Here is a 17,338-nt window from a genome sequence, read left to right as displayed (position 1 = left end):
GTGGCCGAACTTTGTCAGCGCAGGCCCGCATCAATCAGCCCGTCTGGGGCACCTCCCAGCGGTAGCTGGGGGAGTTTGAGGACGAGGCCTCTAGGCCGATGGGGTCTGGGGGCGCAGCCCCCGGCGGGGTCCAGGGTCCGAGCCCCTTGGCATGGGACGGGTAAGGGCGGCGGGGGCGAACCACCCCCGAACCGGTGACTCCGCAGGTGAGTTCGCCCACAAGACCCCCTTACGGAGGAGCGACCGGAGGTTTTGCGCCTTACGCTCGACGGACCGCACGACCCCCGTCTTCACTCCCCGCCAGCGGAGGTTTCTGCTTTATGAAGCTCACCGTCGTCGGCTGCTCGGGGTCGTTCCCGTCCGCGGAATCGGCCTGCTCGAGCTACCTCGTCGAGGCCGACGGCTTCCGGCTGCTCCTCGACATGGGCAACGGTGCCCTCGGCGAGCTGCAGCGCCACTGCGGTCTCTACGACCTCGACGCGATCTACCTCAGCCATCTGCACGCCGACCACTGCATCGACATGTGCGCCTACTTCGTGGCGCGTTACTACCGGCACGACGGCGGCCGAGCCGCCCCCATCCCGGTCTACGGACCCGAAGGCACCGAGCACCGCCTCACCACCGCCTACGCGGACACCCCCAGCGCCTCCTCCATGAGCGAAGTCTTCGACTTCCACACGGTCAAGCCGGGCTCCTTCGAGATCGGCCCGTTCTCTGTGCACACGGAGAAGGTGAGCCACCCGGTGGAGGCGTACGGCATCCGCGTCGAGCACGGCGGCCGGACGCTCACGTACTCCGGGGACACGGGCGTATGCGACACGCTCGTCGAACTCGCCCGGGACGCCGACCTGTTCCTGTGCGAGGCCGCGTTCACCCATGGCAAGGAGAGCATCCCGGACCTGCACCTCAACGGCCGCGAGGCGGGCGAGATCGCCGCCCGCGCCGCCGCCCGTCGCCTCGTCCTCACCCACATCCCGCCGTGGACGGACCCCCAGGTCAACCTCGCGGACGCCCGCGAGACGTACACGGGCCCGGTGGAAGTGGCGGCGCCGCGAGTGACGTACGAGATCTAGAGCCCGTACGTATGCGAGATCCTCGTGCGGGATCCTCATATACGAGATCCAGAGCCCGTACGTACGAGAAGGCCCCCGGAGTCGACTCCGGGGGCCTTCTCGTACGTACGGGCTGAGGCCCGCTCGAGGCCTACTTCGCCTCCGCCTTCTGCAGCTCGGCCAGCTCCTCGTCCGACTCGCGGCCCGGAGTCGGCAGGTTGAACCTGATGATCGCGAAGCGGAAGACCACGTAGTAGACCGCCGCGAAGCACAGGCCCACCAGCACCAGGCCCCACGGATTCGTCGCGATCCCGAGGTTCAGGAAGAAGTCGACCGCGCCCGCCGAGAAGCCGAAGCCGTCCTTCATTCCGAGGGCCCAGGTCAGCGCCATGGAGACGCCGGTGAGGACGGCGTGGATGGCGTACAGGACCGGCGCGATGAACATGAACGTGAACTCGATCGGCTCGGTGACACCGGTGACGAACGAGGTCAGCGCCAGCGAGACCATCATGCCGCCGACGACCTTGCGGCGCTCGGGACGGGCGCAGTGCACGATCGCGAGGCAGGCGGCGGGAAGCGCGAACATCATGATCGGGAAGAAGCCGGTCATGAACTGGCCGGCACTCGGGTCACCGGCCAGGAAGCGCGCGATGTCACCGCTCTTGCCCTCGTACTCGCCCGCCTGGAACCACGGGAAGGAGTTCAGCAGGTGGTGCATGCCGATCGGGATCAGCGCGCGGTTGGCGACACCGAAGATGCCCGCGCCCACGGAGCCCGAACCGACCAGCCACTCACCGAAGTTGTGCAGACCGGTGCCCAGGACCGGCCAGATGTAGCCGAAGACGATGCCGATGAGCAGGCCGGCGAAGGCGGAGAGGATCGGGACGAGGCGGCGGCCGCCGAAGAAGCCCGCCCAGTCCGGAAGCTTGGTCCGGTAGAACTTCTGGTACAGCAGGGCGACGACGATGCCCATCACCACACCGCCCAGGACCTTGGCGTCCACGGGCGCGTCGACCATCACGACCTTGCCGTCGACGGCCTGCGCGACCTGGGGCAGGTTCTCGTCGGTGAACGTGGCCAGTACGTTTTTGAAGACCAGGTAGCCGACGACCGCCGCGAGCGCGGTCGAGCCGTCCGACTTCTTGGCGAAGCCGATCGCGATACCCACCGCGAACAGCAGTGCCATGTTGTCGAGGATCGCGTTGCCGCCCGCCGACATAAAGCCGGCGATCTTGGTAAGGAATTCGGGGAACGACTCGCGACCGAGCATGTCGGCGTTGCCGAGGCGCACCAGGAGCGCGGCTGCGGGCAGGACGGCGACCGGCAGCATCAGGCTGCGACCGATGCGCTGCAGGACAGCCATCGCGCCGGAGCCCTTCTTCTTGTCAGCCGCCGGAGCGGCGCTGGCCGTGGACACAACTTCCTCCTGGGGGACGGTGGTGACTCCGTGTGTATGGGAGCGACCCATGATCCATCGGCCGCGTGGTCTACACCACTCAGTGGTGTAGACCTGTTGTAGCACGGTGAAGGGCGGATAAGGAACCCACACTTTTCCTTTCTCGTCGACCCTGTGTTTGGCGACCCTTGCAAAGTGGTGTAGACCTATGTGTTACTGCGGCACAGCGGACCGGATCAGGGGAGAAGGACATGGCCACCAAGGCTGAGAAGATCGTCGCCGGGCTCGGCGGCATCGACAACATCGAAGAGATCGAAGGCTGCATCACCCGCCTCCGCACCGAGGTCGTGGACGCCAACCTCGTCGACGAAGCCGCCCTCAAGGCCGCCGGCGCACACGGCGTCGTGAAGATGGGCACCGCCATCCAGGTCGTCATCGGCACGGACGCCGACCCGATCGCGGCGGACATCGAAGACATGATGTGAGCCGCCGGGCTGCCTCCTGAGCCGGCCGCCTCGGTGGCGCTTCAGCCGGCCCCGAGGGACCGCTTCCGATTACCGGAGGCGGCCCCTCCCGTTCGGGCCGCTAGGCTCATCGCCATGTCACGAATCGACGGCCGCACCCCCGAGCAGCTCCGCCCCATCACCATCGAGCGCGGCTGGAGCAAGCACGCCGAAGGCTCCGTCCTCATCTCCTTCGGCGACACCAAGGTCTTCTGCACCGCCTCCGTCACCGAAGGCGTCCCGCGCTGGCGCAAAGGCAGCGGCGAAGGCTGGGTCACCGCCGAGTACTCCATGCTGCCCCGCGCCACCAACACCCGCGGCGACCGCGAATCCGTACGCGGCAAGATCGGCGGCCGTACGCACGAGATCAGCCGCCTCATCGGCCGCTCCCTGCGCGCCGTCATCGACTACAAGGCGCTCGGCGAGAACACCATCGTCCTCGACTGCGACGTACTCCAGGCCGACGGCGGCACCCGCACCGCCGCCATCACCGGCGCCTACGTCGCCCTCGCCGACGCCATCTCCTGGGCCCGCGGCAAAAAGCTCATCAGGGCCAGCCGCCAGCCCCTCACCGGCACCGTCAGCGCCGTCTCCGTCGGCATCGTCGGCGGCGTACCCCTGCTCGACCTCTGCTACGAGGAAGACGTACGCGCCGACACCGACATGAACGTCGTCTGCACCGGCGACGGACGCTTCGTCGAGGTCCAGGGCACCGCGGAAGCCGAACCCTTCGCCCGCGAAGAGCTCAACTCCCTGCTCGACCTTGCCGTTTCAGGCTGCGAAGAACTCGCTGTCGCACAGCGCAAGGCACTTGATACGGTCCTCGAAAGGTAAAGGACGCACCAAGTCCGCCCCAAGAGGAGCCGCAGCGCCACGGGCAACCACGGCCGCGGCCCCCGCGTCCCTACCAATACCGGCGCACGGCACACCGCCGCACGCCCCGCCGTACCACACGGCCCCCCGAGGGCCTGAAGCAACGGGAGGACCGTTCCATGGCCGCGAGCCGACGCCCGCGACGTCGCAGTATCACCATCGCCGCCGCAGTGGCAGCCGTAGCGCTGACCGCCGGGCTGACCACCGGCTGCGACGCCGTCAACAAGGCGCTGGACTGCGCCAGGACCGCCGACGCCATCGCCGACAGCGTCACCGACCTCCAACAGGCCGTCGAGAACGCGGCGAACGACCCCACGCAGACCGACGAGGCGCTCAACTCCATCGAGAAGAACCTCGACAAGATCGGCGACAAGACCGAAGACACCGACGTGAACAAGGCCACCGAAGACCTGCGCGAGGCCGTGGTCAACGTACGTACGGCGATCCAGAACGGCGACGAGACACCGGACATCAGCCCGGTCACGGACGCCGCCGGCGAACTGACCAAGGTCTGCACCTCGTAGGTGATCCAGCGGTTACGGAACTGGGTGGGGGCGCCCTGAACGAGAGGGCGCCCCCACCCGTGACGTGACTACTGTGAGAGCCATGACCCGCCTGATCCTCGCCACCCGCAACCACGGAAAGCTCACCGAGCTCAAGGCGATCCTCGCCGCCGCCGACCTCCACTTCGACCTGGTCTGCACCGACGCCTACCCCGACGTCCCCGACGTCAAGGAAACAGGCGTCACCTTCGCCGAGAACGCCCTCCTCAAGGCCCACGCCCTCGCACAGGCCACCGGCCACCCCGCCGTCGCCGACGACTCCGGCCTCTGCGTCGACGTACTGGGCGGCGCCCCCGGCATCTTCTCCGCCCGCTGGTCCGGCTCCCACGGCGACGACCGAGCCAACCTCACGCTCCTCCTCGACCAGCTGAGCGACATCCCCGACCAGCACCGAGCCGCCCACTTCGCCTGCGCCGCCGCCCTGGCCCTCCCGGACGGAACGGAACGCGTGGTCGAAGGCCGCCTCCGAGGCACCCTCCGCCACGAACCGGCCGGCACCCACGGCTTCGGCTACGACCCGATCCTCCAGCCGGACGGGGACACGCGGACGTGCGCGGAGATGTCCCCCGAGGAGAAGAACGAGATCAGTCATCGGGGGAAGGCGTTTCGGGGGATGGTGCCGGTGTTGCGGGAGTTGTTGGGCTGACACTCGTCCGGTGTGTACGCCGAAGGGCGCCCTGCGAGAGGGCGCCCTTGGAGGGTGCGGCGGAAGGGATTCGAACCCTCAAACCCTGTCACGGGTCACTGGACCTAAACCAGCTGTGTCGCCATTGCACCACCGCCGCTAGTCGCGAGCCATAGTACCGGGCTGGCGACTGACGGGAATGACGTATTGACCTTCCTGCCGGGCAGGCCGTTCCCTCCTGCGGTTCCGGCACCACGTATCGGTCAAGGCGTGGCAGTTTGGGCACAAGTAGCGGAGGTTCTCGGCTCGGTTGTCCAGCCAGTTTCCATTGATGTGGTCGATCTGAAGCGTGATGGGTTGCCCCAGCCATTCGCCGGGATTTCCGCAGGATGCGCAATGGTACGGAACGCCGATCTCCTCGAGGGCGCGATGCAGACGGGAGCGGTTTGTGCGAGGTGACCCCTCTGGAAGTACAACGAGGGCCGTCTCCGCGGTCGGCTTCGGCTTGACCACGCGTAGCGCTCCCCAGGGGCGCCGTGTGAAGTGGCTGGTGTCGAGGCCGAGTTGCGCAGTCTTACGTCGAACGCGGCGGTGATTCGTGTCGTTCACCTCCAGGCCCAGGATGCGGATGACTTCCGCGTAGCTGTTGGCTTTTGGCACCGCGGAGCGGAGTGCCTCTTCTGGGATCGAGACACGTGTATTTCGGAAGTGGGCCGTGTCGACGCCTCGCTCCCGGAGCATTTTGCCCAGCGTGGCGCGCGACCGGCTGTCGTCCGGGACACCGAGTTCGCGGGCGACTCCGCGGACACTGTGAGCCGAGGCGGCAGCTCTCGCGAGCTCCATCGTGGTGAACGGCAGATCGATCTGTTCACGGTTCATCCCCGGGAAGTGACTGACGTCGATGCCCGCAGCGTCGATGCGGCGCTTGATGTGCGACAGGGTGCCGGTGGCGGGAGTGGCGCCGAGCTTGGAGACGACTTCGCGCAGTGTGGTGGAGGAGGCTGCTGCTTGGGCTATGGCTTCATCCGGATACTTGCGCCATGGGCTGCGCTGCTTGAAGTGGCTTGTGTCGAGGCCCTGCTCGGCCACCTTCTCCTGGAGTACGCGGCGCTGTCCGCCGCTCGGCTTCAGCCCGAGCAACCGCATCAGCTCGGCCCACCCCTGAGATGCGGCAACAGCCTTGGCCAGCTTGTTCCGTTCGTATCGGTCAGACATGCCGCATCCCCCTGCTGCCTGCCCGCCGACATGCGGATCCTGGCACTGTTCCCCTCCGTCCCGGCCACCCGTTCGTGGCCTCGCACGGAGTAACGAACCGTTAATCGGACAGTCATGCCCGGAATGCGCAGCGAGATGCAGAGCGGCCCGTACCGGATGTCACCGGTACGGGCCGCTCGCGCAGAACTCGCGCAAAAGCTCGCGCAGAAGTAGGCAGGCGTCTCAGATCCCCAAGTCCTTGATGATCTTCGCGACATGGCCGGCCGCCCGCACGTTGTACAGGGCGCGTTCGACCTTGCCCTCCTCGTCGACGATCACCGTGGAGCGGATGACGCCCATGTACGTCTTGCCGTAGTTCTTCTTCTCGCCGTAGGCGCCGTAGGCCTCGATGACCGTCTTGTCGGGGTCGCCGGCCAGGGTGACCTTGAGGGACTCCTTCTCGCGGAACTTGGCCAGCTTTTCCGGCTTGTCGGGGGAGATGCCGATGACGTTGTAGCCGGCGGATGCCAGGACGTCGAGGTTGTCCGTGAAGTCGCAGGCCTGCTTGGTGCAGCCGGGGGTGAGGGCGGCGGGGTAGAAGTAGACGATGACCTTGCGGCCCTTGTGGCCGGCCAGGGAGACCTCGTTGCCGTCGGCGTCGGGGAGGGTGAAGGCGGGGGCGGTGTCGCCGGGCTGGAGTCGCTCGCTCATCTCGGTTCGGTCTCCTTGCGGGGTGGTGGATACGGACCCGAGCGTAATAGGGGTGCCCGGGGGGTGTCCGGTGAGCGGAGCTGACAGACTGTCGGCCAGGACAGATGACCACATACGACCATGGAGGCAGCGCGGTGTCGGATACGTCGAGCACGCCGGACATCAGAACTCCGGCGCAGATCGAGGCGGACATCAAGCGCCGTCGCGAGACCCTCGCCGAGACGCTCGACGAGATCGGCGCGCGGGTGCACCCGAAGACGATCGTCGGTGACGCGAAGGCCAAGGTCGTCTCGAACATCGACCACACCCTCGGCCGCGCCTACGTCGGCGTGAACCGCATGGTCAGCGATGTGAGGGGCCAGCTGGTGAACGACGAGGGCGCGCCGCGGCTCGAGCGCATCGTGCCGGTGGCTCTGGTGGTGGTCGGGGTCGTCGGGCTGTTCGCCGTGGGTTCGCGGCGTGGCGCCGTGGGTTCTCGGCGTGGTTCGTCGGGTTCCCGGCGCCGCAAGCGCTGACACCAGCCGGATCCCGCATGCATATGGTCTCCGCCGACCCCGCCCGCGTACGGGCCGCGCAAAGCCAGGTAGGTTCAAGAGCGTGAGTGCGAACACCCATCACGACAAGCTGCCCATCCGGATGCTGCACGACCGTGTGCTCGTGCGGCAGGACACCGCGGAGGGCGAGCGCCGTTCCGGTGGCGGCATCCTGATTCCGGCGACCGCGGCGGTGGGCCGTCGGCTCGCCTGGGCCGAGGTCGTCGCGGTCGGGCAGAACGTACGGGCCGTGGAGCCGGGGGACCGTGTCCTGTTCGACCCGGAGGACCGTGCCGAGGTCGAGGTGCGCGGCGTCCCGTACGTGCTGATGCGTGAGCGTGATCTGCATGCGGTGGCGGCGGACCGGTTCGAGGGTTCCGAGGACTCGACCGGCTTGTACCTGTAGCTATTCGGCGTTTCTGAACGTCGCGCCGCCGTGCGTCGTGCCCGACGTGATCCCGCGGCCGTCCGTCGTGCCGCCGCCTCCCGTGGAGGTGTCGCCGCCCGTAGGCGTGCCTCCGTCGGTCGTGCCGCCGGTCGTGGGCTTTCCTCCTTCTGCCCCGTCTGTCGTTCCGCCGTCGGTCGTCGTGCCGCCGCTCGGCTGGTCGGGGGCTGTCGGGGCCGGGGGCTCGATGGGGGTCTCTTCGCCGCCGGTGGTCGTCCCACCGTCGCCCCCGTCACCCTCGTCACTCCCGTTCCCGCCGTCCGTGCTGCCCCGCCCTCCCGGTCCGTCCCGCCCGTCCGTCGTGCCGTTGTCCTCCTCGCCCCTGTCCCACGGCGGCTCGTCCCAGGGCTCTTCCGTCGGGAGTTCCTGCTCGTCCGCGCCCTCCTGGATCTGGAGGTCGAAGTCCTTGGCCTCTGTGCCCTCGAGCGCGTCCTGGGTGTACTGGGCCCAGATCTGTGCCGGGTAGCCGCCGCCGTTGATGCGGGCCTGGCCGAGTGCCCCGTACAGGGGGGTGTGGGCGCCCGTTTTCGGGTTCTGGCCCATGATGGCGACGACGGTGGCGAGGTCGGGGGTGTAGCCGGCGAACCAGGCGGCCTGGTCCTCCTCCGCGGTGCCGGTCTTTCCGGCGGCGGGCCGGCCCGCCGCCTGGGCGGCGGTTCCGGTGCCGCCCTCGACGACGCCGCGCAGGACGGCTGTCGTGGTGTCGGCGGCTTCGCGGCTGACGGCCTGCCGGACGCCTGTGGCGCGGGAGGGCAGTGTGACGGCGCTTTCGGTGCCGTCCGTGCCGTCGGTGCCGTCCTTGGTGATCTCGGAGACGAGTGAGTACCGGCCGTGCTTGCCGTGGTTGGCGAGCGTGGCGTAGGCCTCCGCCATGTCGAGGACGCTCGCGGTGGCCGGGCCGAGGGCGATGGAGGGGGAGGCCGTCAGGTCGGGGGTGGAGGAGGGGATGCCCAGGTCGAGAGCGGTCTGCCGGACGTTCTCGGGGCCGACGTCCACGGCCATCTGTGCGTACACCGCGTTGACGGACTTGTCGGTGGCTTCGCGGACCGGGATCGGGCCGTAGGAGGCCTGGTCCTCGTTCTCGGGGGCGTATGTGCCGCCTTGCCAGCCTTCCACGGGCCGCTGGTTCGTGCCGTCGTAGACGGTGTTCGGGGTGATGAGGCGGCCGTCCTGCGTGGTGGAGCCGTGCTGTAGGGCGGAGGTGAACACGAAGGGCTTGAAGGTGGAGCCGACCTGGTAGTCGCGGCGGGTGGCGTTGTTGACGTACTGCTTCGTGTAGTCGATGCCGCCGTACATCGCGAGGACCTTGCCGGTGGCCGGGTCGATGGAGGCGCCGCCGGCGCGGACGTTGCGGTCGGTCTTGTTGGTCTTCTTGTCGAGCCGGCCCATCACCTGGTCGTCGACCGCTTTGACGAAGGCGTTCTGCTTGTCCTTCTGGATGGTGGTGGTGATGCGGTAGCCGCCGGTGGCGAGGGTGTCCTCGTCGATGATCTCGCTGCCGGTCAGGTAGTCCTTGACGGCCTGCACGAGATAGCCGCGCTGCCCGGAGAGTCCGGCGGCAGCCTTGGCCTCCTTGGGTGTCGGGAACTCCAGTCCGGCCCGCTCCAGGGGCGTCAGCCACTTCTCTTTGACCATGCCGTCGAGTACGTAGTTCCAGCGGTCCACGACGGCCGGTCTGTTCTCGGGGTGCGCGGTCACGTCGTACGCGCTGGGGGCGTTGAGGAGCGACGCGAGGTACGCGCCCTGTGCGGCCGTGAGGTCCTTGGCGTCGATGTCGTAGTAGGCCTGTGCGGCGGCCTGGATGCCGTAGGCGTTGCGGCCGAAGAAGCTGGTGTTCAGATAGCCCTCGAGGATCTCGTCCTTGCTGACCTCGCGGTCGAGCTTGATGGCGATGAAGAACTCCTTGATCTTCCGGGTGGCCGTCTGCTCCTGCGCCAGGTAGTAGTTCTTGACGTACTGCTGGGTGATCGTCGAGCCGGACTGTTTTCCCTTGCCGGTGACGGTGTTCCAGGCGGCGCGGATCATGGCCTGGGGGTCGACGGCGGACTCGGAGTAGAAGTCACGGTCCTCGGCGGCGAGCACGGCGTGCTGGGTGTCCTTGGAGATCCGGGCGAGGGTGACGTTCTCGCGGTTGACCTCGCCGTCGCGGGCGAGCCGGCTGCCGTCCGCGTACAGGTAGACGTTGCTCTGCTTCATCGCGGCCGCGTTCGCTGCGGGGATCTCGACCAGGAAGTAGCCGAGCGCGAACAGGCCGATCAGCAGGAGGAGTGCGCCGACGAAGGTGCCGAGCACCATCCGCCAGGTCGGGATCAGCCGGCGCCAGCCGGTGCGTCGCCTCAGGCGCGCGGTGCTCGTCTGCTGCGGCTGGTCGTTCATGTCGTGCCGGACTCCCGTTTCGCGGCATACGTACCTGTACGCCATCTTTCGCTCTCTGTTGCCCCCTGTTGAAGACTCTCGCACCGTGCGTTCCGTTCCCTGCACGGGGCACACGCTTTGGTCACAGAAAATGCCTGGCACGGGGTGTGGCGCGGAGGCTAGGCTCCTGCGCTTCGGTGTCTGGCGGCGGGTGCGCGGGAGGGGTGTGGTCGTGGGCGCGGGGCGGTTGTACGCGGCCGTCGCGGTGGGGAGTTTCAGGCGGTACGCGACGTATCGGGTGGCCACCGCGGCCGGGGTGTTCACCAATACCGTGTTCGGGCTGATCCTCGTGTACACGTATCTGGCGCTGTGGGACGAGCGACCGGATCTGGGCGGGTACGACCAGGCGCAGGCCGTGACGTATGTGTGGCTGGGGCAGGCGCTGTTCGCGGCGCTGGCCATCCAGGGCGGAGGCTTCGAGACCGAGCTCATGGAACGCATCCGCACCGGTGAGATCGCGATCGATCTGTACCGGCCGGCCGATCTCCAACTGTGGTGGCTGGGAAGCGACTTGGGGCGGATGCTGTTCCAGTTGGTGGGGCGGGGTGTGATTCCGTTCGTCTTCGGTGCGCTGTTCTTCCCGATGGCCCTGCCGGGGGACTTCGGTACCTGGGCGGCCTTCCTGGTCGCGCTGCTGCTGGCGGCCCTTGTCAGCTTCGGGATCCGCTATCTGGCGGCGTTGAGCGTGTTCTGGCTCATGGACGCCAGGGGTGTCACGCAGGCCCTGATGGTCACGGGCATCTTCTGCTCGGGCATGACACTGCCGCTGAACGCCTTCCCGGACGCGCTCGGGGACGTGGTGCAGGCGTTGCCGTGGGCGGGGCAGCTCCAGGTGCCGGCGGATGTGCTGATGGGGGAGGCCGACCCGTTCGGGGCGTTCGTCTTCCAGGCGGCGTGGGCGGTGGCACTGCTGGCGGCGGGGCGGCTGCTGCAGTCGGCGGCTACACGGAGGGTGGTGGTGCAGGGTGGGTGAGACCTCGATGGGTGAGACCTCGAAGGCCGCCTTCAGAGTCACGGACGGTCTGCGGGCCTACCTGCTGATCGCCGGGATGTGGATCCGGGCCGGCATGACCTACCGCACCTCCTTCGTCGTCACGGTCTTCGGCAACCTGCTGCTGTCCGGGCTGGACTTCGTCGGCATCCTGCTGATGTTCTCGCAGGTCGACTCGCTCGGCGGCTGGACACTGCACGAGGTGGCCTTCCTGTACGGCCTGTCGGTGACGGCGTTCGGGATCACCGACCTGCTGCTCGGTTCGTCGGAGGTCCTGGGTACCCGGATACGCGACGGGTCGTTCGACACGCTGCTGGTACGTCCCGTTCCGGTGCTCGCGCAGGTCGCCGCGGACCAGTTCCCGCTGCGCCGCTTCGGCCGGGTCATACAGGGTTCGCTGGTGCTGGGCTGGGGGCTGTTCGCCGTCGACGTCGACTGGAGTGCGGCGAAGGTGCTGCTGGTGCCGGTGATGCTGGTCAGCGGCGCGGTGATCTTCGGGGCGATCTTCGTGGCGGGCGCGGCCTTCCAGTTCCTGGCGCAGGACGCCGCCCAGGTGCAGAACGCCTTCACGTACGGCGGCACCACACTGCTGCAGTACCCCCCGACGCTGTTCGGGAAGGAATTGGTACGCGGGGTGACCTTCGTGCTGCCGCTCGCCTTCGTCAACTGGCTGCCCGCGTCGTACGTCCTGGGGCGGCCGTATCCGCTCGACCTGCCGACGTGGGTGACGTTCACGTCGCCGCTCGCCGCCGGCGTGTGCTGCGCGCTGGCCGGTGTGCTGTGGCGGGCGGGACTTCGTTCGTACCGGAGTACAGGGAGTTAGGTCAGTGGCAGACGTTGTGGCAGACGGTGTGACGGGTGTTGTGGCGGACGGTTTCATCGAGCTCGACCGTGTCGAGAAGGTTTTCGACGTACGCAAGAAGACCGGTTTCCTGCGGCGGGAGCGGCACGAGGTACGGGCGGTCGACTCGATCTCCTTCACCGTGGCGCGCGGCGAGATGGTCGGCTATATCGGGCCGAACGGTGCGGGCAAGTCGACGACGATCAAGATGCTGACGGGGATCCTCACGCCGAGCGGTGGCCGGCTGCGCGTCGCGGGTATCGATCCGTCCCGCGAGCGGAGGCGGCTCGCGCACCGCATCGGGGTGGTGTTCGGGCAGCGTACGACGCTGTGGTGGGACCTCCCGCTGATCGACTCGTACAAGCTGATGCACCGCATGTACCGCATCCCGGACGGCCGTTATCGCGAGAACCTCGGCCGCCTCGTCGAACTCCTCGATCTGGGCGCGTTGTTGGACGTCCCGGTGCGGCAGCTCTCGCTCGGGCAGCGGATGCGCGGGGACATCGCGGCGGCGCTGCTGCACGATCCGGAGGTGCTGTACCTCGACGAGCCGACGATCGGTCTGGACGTGGTCTCCAAGGCGAATGTCCGGGAGTTCCTGCGGGAGGTGAACACCGAGCGCGGCACGACGGTGCTGCTGACCACGCACGACCTGCAGGACATTGAGCAGCTGTGCTCGCGGGTGATGGTCATCGACCACGGGCGCATGATGTACGACGGCCCGCTCACCGGGCTGCACGAGATCGGCGACAGCGAGCGCACCCTGGTGGTGGACCTGGAGCGCGAACTGCCGCCCATCGAGGTCGACATGGCGCGTGTGGTGAAGGTCGAAGGGCCCCGGCAGTGGCTCGCCTTCCCGGCCTCGGCGTCGGCGGCGCCGCTCGTCGCGCGGATCGCCGCCGAGTATCCGCTGGTGGACCTCTCGGTGCGGGAACCGGACATCGAGGCCGTCATCAGCCGCATGTACGCGGAGAAGGCAACCTCGTAGGCTTCGGTATATGACCGAAGAGCTCCCCGAATTGCGGGCGTCAGACACAGACCGTGAACGAGTCGCCGAAGTGCTCAGGGACGCCCTTGCGGAGGGTCGCCTCGACATGGAGGAGTTCGAGGAACGGCTCGACGCGACGTACAAGGCGCGTACGTACGGGGATCTCGCGCCGATCACCCGCGATCTGCCTGCCGCCGGAGTGACGCCGCCTTCTCCTGTGTCGATGGTCAAGCAGCCCGCCGAGGGCAGCGGGGACTGGGCGAGCCGGATCGTCGGGGGCGAGGGGTCCTCCCAGTGGGGCGTCGCGATCATGTCGGGGTTCGAGCGCAAGGGGCGCTGGACCGTGCCGAAGCGGTTCAACTCGTTCGTGTTCTGGGGCGGCGGCGTCGTTGATCTGCGCGAGGCGGACTTCGCGGACCGCGAGGTCGTCGTCAACTGTGTCGCGATCATGGGTGGCCTGGATGTGATCGTGCCGCCCGGCGTCGAGGTCGTCGTCCGCGGCATCGGGATCATGGGCGGCTTCGACCAGCGCGAGGAGGGCGTGCGCGGCGATCCCGGCGCGCCACGCGTGATCGTGACGGGCTTCGCCTTCTGGGGCGGCGTCGGCGTCAGACGCAAACTGACCAGGGCGGAGCGGTTGCGGATCAAGGAGCAGCGGCGCCAGGAGAAGCTTGAACGCAAGGCTGGCCACCAAGGGGAGCGGGAGGAGTTGGAGGGCGGCTCCTCCCACCGGGATGCGCTGGACATGGGTCACGCTGCGACCCGGGACGCGCTGGATCAGGCGCGGTCCGTCCATCGGGATGCGATGGAGCAGCATCGGGACATGATGCGCCAGCATCGGGAGGAACGGCGGCGGGCCCGGCACGAGGAGCGCGACGAGCGCCGCCGAGGGCGGGACTGAGAGCTCGGCCCGGAAGGCGGTATGTCGGCTGCGGGGCCGTCGTGGCTGGTCGCGTAGTTCCCCGCGCCCCTGAAAAGCCTGCGGCTTCCCACAGGGCCTGCGCTCCCGCGCTCCGGAAAGACTGCGCCTTCCCGCGCCCCCTTTGGCCTCAGGGGCGCAGTCCCCGCTGTCACAGCTCCGCCGGAGCCGACCCCTTCAGCATGTCCAGGTCGAACTTCTTCGCCATCTGCTCGTAGCCCCGATCGCTCGGATGCAGGTGGTCGCCCGAGTCGTACAGGGGGTTGAGGCGGCGCGGGTTGTACGGGTCGCGGACCGCCTCGTCGAAGTCGACGTAGTCGTCGAAGATGTCGCCCGAGCGGATCTGGGCGTTGACGGCCTGGCGGGTGGCTTCGAGGTGGGGGCGGTAGCCGCGGTGGCCCTGGAACGGCATGAGGGTCGCGCCGATGACGCGCAGTCCGCGGGCGTGGGCCCGTTCCGTCAGCTCGCGCATGCCGTCGGTGATCTTGTCGGCGTCGGTCTGGTGCGGGGTACGCAGGATGTCGTTGACGCCGAGGGCGATGACGACTGCCTTGACGTTGGTGCGGCCGAGGACGTCACGGTCGAAGCGGTTCAGTCCGCTCGGGTTCCCGGCGGGGCGGCCTCCGCCGCCGGCCAGCAGGCGGTTTCCGCTGATGCCCTGGTTGACGACGCTGTAGCGGGGCCCGTCCGAGCCGCCGCGGGCGCGGTCGCGCAGCCGGTCGGCGAGGGCGTCGGTCCAGCGCCGGTTCTCGCCCATGCTGGAGGTCACGCCGTCGGTGAGGGAGTCGCCGATCACGACGACCGTGCCCTCGGACTCGTTGCTCAGCACGTCCACCGCCGTCAGATAGCGCCAGGCCGGCGTCTGAGCGGCGTACGGAACCCCGGTCACGTCCTCCGTACGGTCGCCCTCCGCGGTGTACGAGATCTGCCGGGCCGTCGGGTGGTAGGTGACCGGGCCGGACGGTGTGGGCGAGTACGTGGTCACCAGGATGTCCGTGTCGTGCGGGATCAGCAGCCGTGCGGCATCGCTGACCACCTGCTGCCCAGGCGGCACGATCACCGAGGGGTTGCCGCCGAAGGTCAGGCGGCGCATGGTGTCGGCGGCAGCGGCGGCGTTGTTCGCGGTGGCCGCCACGGCGATCGAGGCGTGCGTGATGCTGAGCGGCTGCTGCCCGTACAGGTTCGACAGGGTGACGCGTGCCGCGGTGCCCCCCACGCCCGCGTGCACGACATTGCGTACGGAACGGCCGGCCATGCCGTTCGTCTCGGTGCCCGGCTCGGCACCGGACGGGGATGTCGACCAGGTGCCGACCCAGACGCCGGTGGACGCGGGAGCCGCCGGGTTGTTGTGCGGGCCTCGGCCGCCCGCCATCGTGTCGCGGGCGGCGCCGTCGTCGAAGCCGACTCCGACGTAGATGGCCGCGGAAAGGACCATGATCATGGCGATGATCGCCGTCAGCAGGGCATAACCGTGGCGCTTGGTCATGCGGTGCAGGTCTCCTATGGGCAGTGGGAGCCTGAGGCTCCGATGTGATCACCTCATGATGAGGCATGGCGGGGGAGGAATCCGACAGGCCCCCCGGCCCTGTCTCGAACCCCCGAACGGAAGACGCCGGGAACTCCTGTTCCGTTCCAGGAGTCGGTCAGGAAGGGAGGACTCGTCGGAAGTCGGTCAGAAGCCGGTCGTAATCCGGCCAGGAGTCGGCCAGTAGTCGGTCAGCAGTCGGTCGGGAGTCGGCCGGCAGTCGGGCAGGGGTTCGGGCAGGAGCTCGGTCAGGAGGGGAGCGCGATCGGGAGTGACGGAAGAGAGAGGCGCAGGAAGGCGACAATGGGTACGGGTTCTGCGAACGGGTGGAGTGGATGGAACGTACGAAAGCGGATGAAGCCGAGCGTGCCGAGCTCATAGGGCCAAGTGCCCAGCCGGTCCGAGCCACTAACCGGACCACCGACGGGACCGCCGGCCGGACCAGCAACCGGGCCATGGGCTACTACAGCGCCGCCGACGAGGAGAAACGCCGCGGCGTCCGCCGTATGAAGATCACGGCCACCGGCATGTTGCTCCTGGTCGCCGTCATCTACGTACTCGCCAAGTGGGCGTCCAACGCGGGCGCCGGTGCCTGGGCCGGGTATGTCGCGGCGGCGGCCGAGGCGGGCATGGTCGGTGCGCTCGCCGACTGGTTCGCCGTCACCGCCCTGTTCCGCCACCCCCTCGGCCTGCCCATCCCGCACACCGCGATCATCCCGACCAAGAAGGACCAGCTGGGCATCTCCCTGGGCGAGTTCGTCGGCGAGAACTTCCTGTCGCACGAGGTCGTACGGAACCGTCTGCGCGCCGTCGGCATCGGCAGCCGCCTCGGTGCGTGGCTCGCCGAGCCGGAGCACGCCGACCGGGTCACCGCGGAGCTGTCCACCGCGCTGCGGGGCGCTCTCGCCGTGCTGCGCGACTCCGATGTGCAGGCCATCGTCGGGGAGGCCATCAACCGGCGGGCCGACGCGGCGGAGATCGCCCCGCGTATCGGGAAGATGCTGGAGGGCATCGTCGCGCAAGGCGGCCACAAACGTGCCGTCGACCTGATCTGCGTACGCGCCCACGACTGGCTGGTCCTGCACAACGACCAGGTGATGGACGCCGTGCAGGGCGGCGCCCCCGGCTGGACCCCGCGGTTCGTCGACAAGCGGGTCGGCGAGCGCGTCTACAAGGAGCTGCTGCGCTTCGTCACCGAGATGCGCGACATGCCCGCCCACCCGGCCCGCGGCGCCCTCGACCGTTTCCTCACCGACTTCGCCGCCGACCTGCAGTCCGACACCGACACCCGCGGACGCGTGGAGAACCTCAAGCGCGAGGTCCTCGGCCGTGGCGAGGTGCAGGACATCATCGCCTCCGCCTGGTCCTCCGTACGGCAGATGATCGTGTCCGCCGCCGAGGACGAGCGCAGCGAACTGCGGCTGCGCGTAAGGGCCTCGCTGCTGTCGCTCGGCCAGCGGATGGCCACCGAGCCGAACCTCCAGTCGAAGATCGACGGCTGGGTGGAGGACGCGGCGGTGTACGTGGTGACGACGTACCGCGACGAGATCACCTCCCTCATCACGGACACCGTCGCGGGCTGGGACCCCGAGCACACCACCAGGAAGATCGAGGCGCACATCGGCCGCGACCTCCAGTTCATCCGCATCAACGGCACGGTGGTGGGCTCGCTGGCGGGGCTGGTCATCTACACGGTGTCGCGGGTGCTGGGGGCGTAACAGGTCTGGTGCACAGGCCTGTTGCTGGGCCTCTCTGGGTCTTGCT

At 68.5% G+C, this 17,338-nt stretch carries 17 protein-coding genes and 1 tRNA gene; 12 read left to right on the top strand and 6 right to left on the bottom strand.

Going from position 1 to position 17,338, the window contains the following annotated elements; all coding sequences use genetic code 11:
- The first annotated feature begins 320 nt into the window (after positions 1 to 320).
- Positions 321 to 1,073, top strand: a complete 753-nt coding sequence (locus ABD357_RS02750; protein ID WP_344387224.1) for an MBL fold metallo-hydrolase — start codon at positions 321 to 323, stop codon at positions 1,071 to 1,073.
- A 130-nt stretch (positions 1,074 to 1,203) separates the two neighbouring features.
- On the opposite strand, the gene ABD357_RS02745 is transcribed toward ABD357_RS02750, so the two are convergent.
- Positions 1,204 to 2,469, bottom strand: a complete 1,266-nt coding sequence (locus ABD357_RS02745) for a PTS transporter subunit EIIC (protein ID WP_344387223.1) — start codon at positions 2,467 to 2,469, stop codon at positions 1,204 to 1,206.
- A 167-nt stretch (positions 2,470 to 2,636) separates the two neighbouring features.
- Between ABD357_RS02745 and ABD357_RS02740 the strand changes: the two genes are divergently transcribed.
- The 4 genes from ABD357_RS02740 to rdgB all read left to right on the top strand — a co-directional run bounded on the left by ABD357_RS02740 (position 2,637) and on the right by rdgB (position 5,033).
- Positions 2,637 to 2,933: a PTS sugar transporter subunit IIB gene (locus ABD357_RS02740; RefSeq protein ID WP_344387222.1), complete on the top strand. Its 297-nt coding sequence runs from the start codon at positions 2,637 to 2,639 to the stop codon at positions 2,931 to 2,933.
- Positions 2,934 to 3,047: 114 nt separating this feature from the next.
- Complete coding sequence (rph, locus tag ABD357_RS02735; protein WP_344387220.1) at positions 3,048 to 3,785, top strand: ribonuclease PH; 738 nt, start codon at positions 3,048 to 3,050, stop codon at positions 3,783 to 3,785.
- 158 nt (positions 3,786 to 3,943) lie between these two features.
- Positions 3,944 to 4,348: a hypothetical protein gene (locus tag ABD357_RS02730; RefSeq protein ID WP_344387218.1), complete on the top strand. Its 405-nt coding sequence runs from the start codon at positions 3,944 to 3,946 to the stop codon at positions 4,346 to 4,348.
- 82 nt (positions 4,349 to 4,430) lie between these two features.
- On the top strand, positions 4,431 to 5,033 hold the full coding sequence (gene rdgB, locus ABD357_RS02725; protein WP_344387217.1) for an RdgB/HAM1 family non-canonical purine NTP pyrophosphatase: 603 nt from the start codon (positions 4,431 to 4,433) through the stop codon (positions 5,031 to 5,033).
- A gap of 55 nt (positions 5,034 to 5,088) precedes the next feature.
- On the opposite strand, the gene ABD357_RS02720 is transcribed toward rdgB, so the two are convergent.
- The 3 genes from ABD357_RS02720 to bcp all read right to left on the bottom strand — a co-directional run bounded on the left by ABD357_RS02720 (position 5,089) and on the right by bcp (position 6,917).
- A tRNA-Leu gene (locus ABD357_RS02720) sits at positions 5,089 to 5,172 on the bottom strand.
- On the bottom strand, positions 5,172 to 6,227 hold the full coding sequence (locus ABD357_RS02715; protein WP_344387215.1) for an HNH endonuclease signature motif containing protein: 1,056 nt from the start codon (positions 6,225 to 6,227) through the stop codon (positions 5,172 to 5,174). Before ABD357_RS02715 ends, ABD357_RS02720 begins: the two co-directional genes overlap by 1 nt.
- A gap of 222 nt (positions 6,228 to 6,449) precedes the next feature.
- Complete coding sequence (bcp, locus tag ABD357_RS02710; protein WP_344387214.1) at positions 6,450 to 6,917, bottom strand: thioredoxin-dependent thiol peroxidase; 468 nt, start codon at positions 6,915 to 6,917, stop codon at positions 6,450 to 6,452.
- A 104-nt stretch (positions 6,918 to 7,021) separates the two neighbouring features.
- Here bcp and ABD357_RS02705 point away from each other — a divergent pair, with 104 nt between their 5' ends.
- Both ABD357_RS02705 and ABD357_RS02700 read left to right on the top strand, forming a co-directional pair.
- A complete protein-coding gene (locus ABD357_RS02705) occupies positions 7,022 to 7,432 on the top strand; it encodes a DUF3618 domain-containing protein (RefSeq protein ID WP_344387212.1) in 411 nt (136 codons plus the stop codon).
- Positions 7,433 to 7,514: 82 nt separating this feature from the next.
- The gene (locus tag ABD357_RS02700) at positions 7,515 to 7,856 is read left to right on the top strand and encodes a GroES family chaperonin (protein WP_344387211.1); all 342 of its coding nucleotides are present in this window, start codon (positions 7,515 to 7,517) and stop codon (positions 7,854 to 7,856) included.
- On the opposite strand, the gene ABD357_RS02695 is transcribed toward ABD357_RS02700, so the two are convergent.
- On the bottom strand, positions 7,857 to 10,271 hold the full coding sequence (locus ABD357_RS02695; protein WP_344387209.1) for a transglycosylase domain-containing protein: 2,415 nt from the start codon (positions 10,269 to 10,271) through the stop codon (positions 7,857 to 7,859).
- Positions 10,272 to 10,482: 211 nt separating this feature from the next.
- Between ABD357_RS02695 and ABD357_RS02690 the strand changes: the two genes are divergently transcribed.
- From ABD357_RS02690 to ABD357_RS02675, 4 genes are read left to right on the top strand one after another with little or no spacing between them, the layout of a single operon-like run.
- Positions 10,483 to 11,283 carry an ABC transporter permease gene (locus tag ABD357_RS02690; protein ID WP_344387208.1) on the top strand — a complete coding sequence of 267 codons (801 nt, stop codon included), beginning with the start codon at positions 10,483 to 10,485 and terminating at the stop codon, positions 11,281 to 11,283.
- Between the two features lie 7 nt (positions 11,284 to 11,290).
- Positions 11,291 to 12,124 (top strand): ABC transporter permease, encoded by an 834-nt coding sequence (locus ABD357_RS02685; protein WP_344387207.1) that lies wholly within the window; start codon positions 11,291 to 11,293, stop codon positions 12,122 to 12,124.
- A gap of 4 nt (positions 12,125 to 12,128) precedes the next feature.
- The gene (locus ABD357_RS02680; protein WP_344387206.1) at positions 12,129 to 13,130 is read left to right on the top strand and encodes an ABC transporter ATP-binding protein; all 1,002 of its coding nucleotides are present in this window, start codon (positions 12,129 to 12,131) and stop codon (positions 13,128 to 13,130) included.
- Between the two features lie 10 nt (positions 13,131 to 13,140).
- Positions 13,141 to 14,031: a DUF1707 SHOCT-like domain-containing protein gene (locus ABD357_RS02675; RefSeq protein ID WP_344387204.1), complete on the top strand. Its 891-nt coding sequence runs from the start codon at positions 13,141 to 13,143 to the stop codon at positions 14,029 to 14,031.
- 169 nt (positions 14,032 to 14,200) lie between these two features.
- Here the strand turns inward: ABD357_RS02675 and ABD357_RS02670 are convergent, their stop codons facing one another.
- The gene (locus ABD357_RS02670) at positions 14,201 to 15,535 is read right to left on the bottom strand and encodes an SGNH/GDSL hydrolase family protein (RefSeq protein ID WP_344387203.1); all 1,335 of its coding nucleotides are present in this window, start codon (positions 15,533 to 15,535) and stop codon (positions 14,201 to 14,203) included.
- A 374-nt stretch (positions 15,536 to 15,909) separates the two neighbouring features.
- Here ABD357_RS02670 and ABD357_RS02665 point away from each other — a divergent pair, with 374 nt between their 5' ends.
- The gene (locus ABD357_RS02665; protein ID WP_344387201.1) at positions 15,910 to 17,292 is read left to right on the top strand and encodes a DUF445 domain-containing protein; all 1,383 of its coding nucleotides are present in this window, start codon (positions 15,910 to 15,912) and stop codon (positions 17,290 to 17,292) included.
- Positions 17,293 to 17,338 lie beyond the last annotated feature (46 nt).

It is taken from the genome of Streptomyces vastus (genome assembly GCF_039532825.1).
Lineage (GTDB): Bacteria > Actinomycetota > Actinomycetes > Streptomycetales > Streptomycetaceae > Streptomyces > Streptomyces vastus.
This window is presented reverse-complemented; position numbering and strand designations above follow the sequence as displayed.

What these genes read in the sequence shown, in the direction of transcription:
- ABD357_RS02695 (WP_344387209.1), bottom strand. Translation starts at nt 10,271, where the DNA reads ATGAACGACCAGCCGCAGCAGACGAGCACCGCGCGCCTGAGGCGACGC.
- rdgB (WP_344387217.1), top strand. Translation starts at nt 4,431, where the DNA reads ATGACCCGCCTGATCCTCGCCACCCGCAACCACGGAAAGCTCACCGAG.
- ABD357_RS02705 (WP_344387212.1), top strand. Translation starts at nt 7,022, where the DNA reads ATGACCACATACGACCATGGAGGCAGCGCGGTGTCGGATACGTCGAGC.
- ABD357_RS02730 (WP_344387218.1), top strand. Translation starts at nt 3,944, where the DNA reads ATGGCCGCGAGCCGACGCCCGCGACGTCGCAGTATCACCATCGCCGCC.
- ABD357_RS02750 (WP_344387224.1), top strand. Translation starts at nt 321, where the DNA reads ATGAAGCTCACCGTCGTCGGCTGCTCGGGGTCGTTCCCGTCCGCGGAA.
- ABD357_RS02675 (WP_344387204.1), top strand. Translation starts at nt 13,141, where the DNA reads ATGACCGAAGAGCTCCCCGAATTGCGGGCGTCAGACACAGACCGTGAA.
- ABD357_RS02670 (WP_344387203.1), bottom strand. Translation starts at nt 15,535, where the DNA reads ATGACCAAGCGCCACGGTTATGCCCTGCTGACGGCGATCATCGCCATG.
- bcp (WP_344387214.1), bottom strand. Translation starts at nt 6,917, where the DNA reads ATGAGCGAGCGACTCCAGCCCGGCGACACCGCCCCCGCCTTCACCCTC.
- ABD357_RS02715 (WP_344387215.1), bottom strand. Translation starts at nt 6,227, where the DNA reads ATGTCTGACCGATACGAACGGAACAAGCTGGCCAAGGCTGTTGCCGCA.
- ABD357_RS02685 (WP_344387207.1), top strand. Translation starts at nt 11,291, where the DNA reads ATGGGTGAGACCTCGAAGGCCGCCTTCAGAGTCACGGACGGTCTGCGG.
- rph (WP_344387220.1), top strand. Translation starts at nt 3,048, where the DNA reads ATGTCACGAATCGACGGCCGCACCCCCGAGCAGCTCCGCCCCATCACC.
- ABD357_RS02665 (WP_344387201.1), top strand. Translation starts at nt 15,910, where the DNA reads ATGGAACGTACGAAAGCGGATGAAGCCGAGCGTGCCGAGCTCATAGGG.